This is a genomic window from Rhizobacter sp. P3_B12 (assembly GCF_056402895.1).
Map to the genome: position 1 here is coordinate 1 of NZ_JBFUGN010000671.1, position 3,431 is coordinate 3,431.

Here is a 3,431-nt window from a genome sequence, read left to right on the forward strand (position 1 = left end):
GGGCCTACGCGCAGCTGCCGGGCGCCGATCCGGTGCGCGGCCGCCAGCTGGCCGCGCAGCACCAGTGCGGTCGCTGCCACGTGATCCCGGACCTGCCCGCCGCCGGCGGGCGCAGCGCGCCGTCGCTGGCGCAGTTCGGCGCGCGCAGCTACATCGCCGGCGCGATCCCGAACGGGCCGGCCACCTTGCCGCGCTGGATCGAGAGCCCGCAGGCCCTGCGCCCCGGCAGCCCGATGCCCGACCTGGGCGTGCCGCCCGCCGAGGCGCGCGACATCGCGGCCTACCTGCTGTCGCTGCGATGAACGCGGCCGGCGCGCCCTCGGTACTCGCGCCGGCCGGCCTCGAAGCGGCGGCGCTGGCCGAGGTGGCCTGGGTGCTGATCATCGGCGCCACGCTGCTGTTCATCGGCACGCTGGCGCTGCTGGCACTGGCGCTGCGCGCGCGCAGCCGGCGCGAGCGGCCGAGCCGCTGGTGGGTGCTGGGCGGCGGCGTCGTGCTGCCGGTGTCGGTGCTGGGCGCGCTGCTGCTGTACAGCACGGCGCGCACCGCGGGGCTGGAGCGGGGCCTGGCGAACCCGCCGCTGGTGGTCGCGGTGACCGGGCGGCTGTGGTGGTGGGAGCTCAGCTACCGCGATCCGGCCAGCGGGCGCAGCGTGCTGTCGGCCAACGAGCTGCGCATCCCGGTGGGCCGGCCGGTGCAGCTCGGCCTGCGATCGGACGACGTGATCCACAGCCTGTGGGTGCCCGAACTCGGCGGCAAGATGGACCTGGTGCCCGGCCGCACGAACCGGCTCGTGATCACCGCCACGCGGCCCGGCCTCTACCGCGGCCAGTGCGCCGAGTTCTGCGGCGAGCAGCACGCGAAGATGGCGCTGCACGTGCGCGCGATGCCGGCGCCGGAGTTCGACCGCTGGCTGGCGGCGCAGGCCGCCGGCCCGGCGCCCGGTGACACACGGGCGGGCGACGACACGCCGGGGCGGCGCGCCTTCGTCGCGCACGGCTGCGCGGCCTGCCATGCCGTCGAGGCCACGCCGGGCGGCCGGGGTTCCGGCCCGAACTTCGGTCCGAACCTCGCGCAGCTGGCRGACCGCACGCACCTGGGCGCCGGGCTGCTGCCCAACGATGCCGCCGCGCTGCGGCGCTGGATCGCCGACGTGCAGGCGATCAAGCCCGGCGCCGGGATGCCCTCGTACGCGCAGCTCGACGCCGCCACGCTGGACGCGCTGGTGGCCTACCTGCGCACGCTGCGATGAGCAAGCCGCTGCCCAACCGCCTGCCGCGGCCCGCGCACGAGCTGCAGCGGCTCGAACACGCGTGGCGGCCGCCGACCGGCTGGCGCCGGCTCAGCGATGTCAACAACACCTTCATCGGCAAGCTCTACATCGCCACCGCGCTGCTGTTCCTGCTGCTGGCCGGCGCGCTGGGGCTGCTGATGCGCGCGCAGCTCGCGCTGCCCGGCAGCACGCTGCTCGGGCCGGGCACCTACAACCAGGTGTTCACGATGCACGGCACGGTGATGATGTTCCTGTTCGCGGTGCCGATCGTCGAGGCGATCGCGGTCTTCCTGCTGCCGAACATGCTGGGCGCGCGCGACCTGCCGTTCCCGCGCCTGTCGGCCTATGCGTTCTGGGCCTATGCGGTCGGCGGCCTCGCCTTCTTCTGCACGCTGTTCGCCGGGCTGGCGCCGGACGGCGGATGGTTCATGAACCCGCCGCTGACCGGCCGCGTGCACTCGCCGGGCCTGAACGCCGATTTCTGGCTGCTCGGCATCGGCTTCATCGAGATCTCGGCGATCGCCGGCGCGGTCGAGCTGATCATCGGCATCCTGATGACGCGCGCGCCCGGGCTCACGCTGGCGCGCCTGCCGGTGTTCGCATGGGCGATGCTGGTGGTCGGCTTCATGATCGTCTTCGCGTTCCCGGCGGTGATCGCCGGCACCGCGCTGCTGGAGCTGGAGCGCGCCTTCGACTGGCCGCTGTTCGACGCGGCGCGCGGCGGCGACCCGCTGCTGTGGCAGCACCTGTTCTGGTTCTTCGGGCACCCGGAGGTCTACATCATCTTCCTGCCAGCCGCCGGCATGGTCTCGGCGATGCTGCCGGCGCTGGTGCAGCAGCCGCTGGCCGGGCGGCGTGCGATCGTCGCGGCGCTCGCCGCAGTGGGGCTGCTCAGCTTTGCGCTGTGGGCCCACCACATGTTCACCGCCGGCCTGGGCTCGCTGGCGCTGACCCTGGTGTCGGCGGCGAGCCTGGCGGTGGCGGTGCCGTCGGCGACGCAGGTGTTCGCGTGGATCGCGACGCTGTGGCACGGCCGCGTGCGGGCCGACACGCCGACGCTCTTCATCCTGGGCTTCCTGGCCACCTTCGTGCTGGGCGGGCTGACCGGCGTGATGGTCGCGGTGCTGCCGTTCGACTGGCAGGCGCACGACAGCTATTTCGTCGTCGCCCACCTGCACTACGTGCTGATCGGCGGCATGGTGTTCCCGGTGTTCGCGGCGCTCTACCACTGGATGCCGCTGGTGAACGGCCACCGCCTGAGCGAGCGCTGCGGCCGCTGGGTGTTCGCGCTGGTGTTCGGCGGCTTTCACCTGTGCTTCTTCCCGATGCACATCGCCGGCCTGCTGGGCATGCCGCGGCGCGTCTACACCTACGACCCGGGCCTCGGCTGGGAGTGGCCCAACCTGCTGTCGTCGGCCGGTGCAGCGGTGCTTGGCGGCGGTGTGCTGCTGCTCGCGATCGACCTGGTGCGCACCGCGTGCCGGCGCGGGCAGCCGCATGGCGATCCGTGGCAGTCGCCGTCGCTGGAATGGATCGAATCGAACGAACACGGCATGCGCAGCATCGCGCAGGTGCGCTCGGCGTGGCCGCTGTGGGAGCAGCCGGGGCTGGCCCACGAGGTCGAAGCCGGCCGGCACTGGCTGCCCGGCACCGTCACCGGCCAGCGCGAAACCCTGGTCACCAGCCCGCGCCGGGCCGAGCTGCGCCACCTGATCGTGCTGCCCGGGCCGAGCTGGCTGCCGCTGCTGGCGGCGCTGGGCACCGCGGCGTTCTTCCTGCTGCTGACGGTGCAATGGGTCGCGAGCGCGTTCGCCTTCGGCCTGCTCGCGGTGGTGTGCGTGTGGCGCTGGCTGGACCAGGCCGACCGGCCCGCGCCCGGGCGGCCGACGCACGCGCAGGTCGGYGACGGTGTCGTGGTGCCGGTGGGCGCGGTGCGGGGCGGTTCGCACTCGTGGTGGGCCGCGGTCATCCTGCTGGTGGTCGACTTCACGGTGCTGGCGTYGATGGCGTTCGCGCACCTGCACCTGGCGATGCGCCTGGACGTGTGCCCGCCACCCGGCGCGGCGCTGCCGGGCTGGCCAAGCGTGGCGGGCGTGGCCGCCGGCCTGGCGCTGAGCGCCGCGCTGCTGGCGTGGAGCGGTCGCGGGCTGCGGCACGC

Annotated in this window: 3 protein-coding genes; all 3 read left to right on the top strand. The window is 74.1% G+C overall.

Annotated features, from left to right (window positions below; genetic code table 11):
- A partial coding sequence (locus AC1D01_RS25875; protein ID WP_477871457.1) for a c-type cytochrome occupies positions 1-302 on the top strand: 302 nt, incomplete at its 5' end.
- A complete protein-coding gene (coxB, locus tag AC1D01_RS25880) occupies positions 299-1,252 on the top strand; it encodes a cytochrome c oxidase subunit II (protein ID WP_477871459.1) in 954 nt (317 codons plus the stop codon). The genes AC1D01_RS25875 and coxB, both read left to right, overlap by 4 nt.
- Positions 1,249-3,431 (top strand): cbb3-type cytochrome c oxidase subunit I (locus AC1D01_RS25885; protein ID WP_477871461.1); only part of this gene is annotated, 2,183 nt, incomplete at its 3' end. The genes coxB and AC1D01_RS25885, both read left to right, overlap by 4 nt.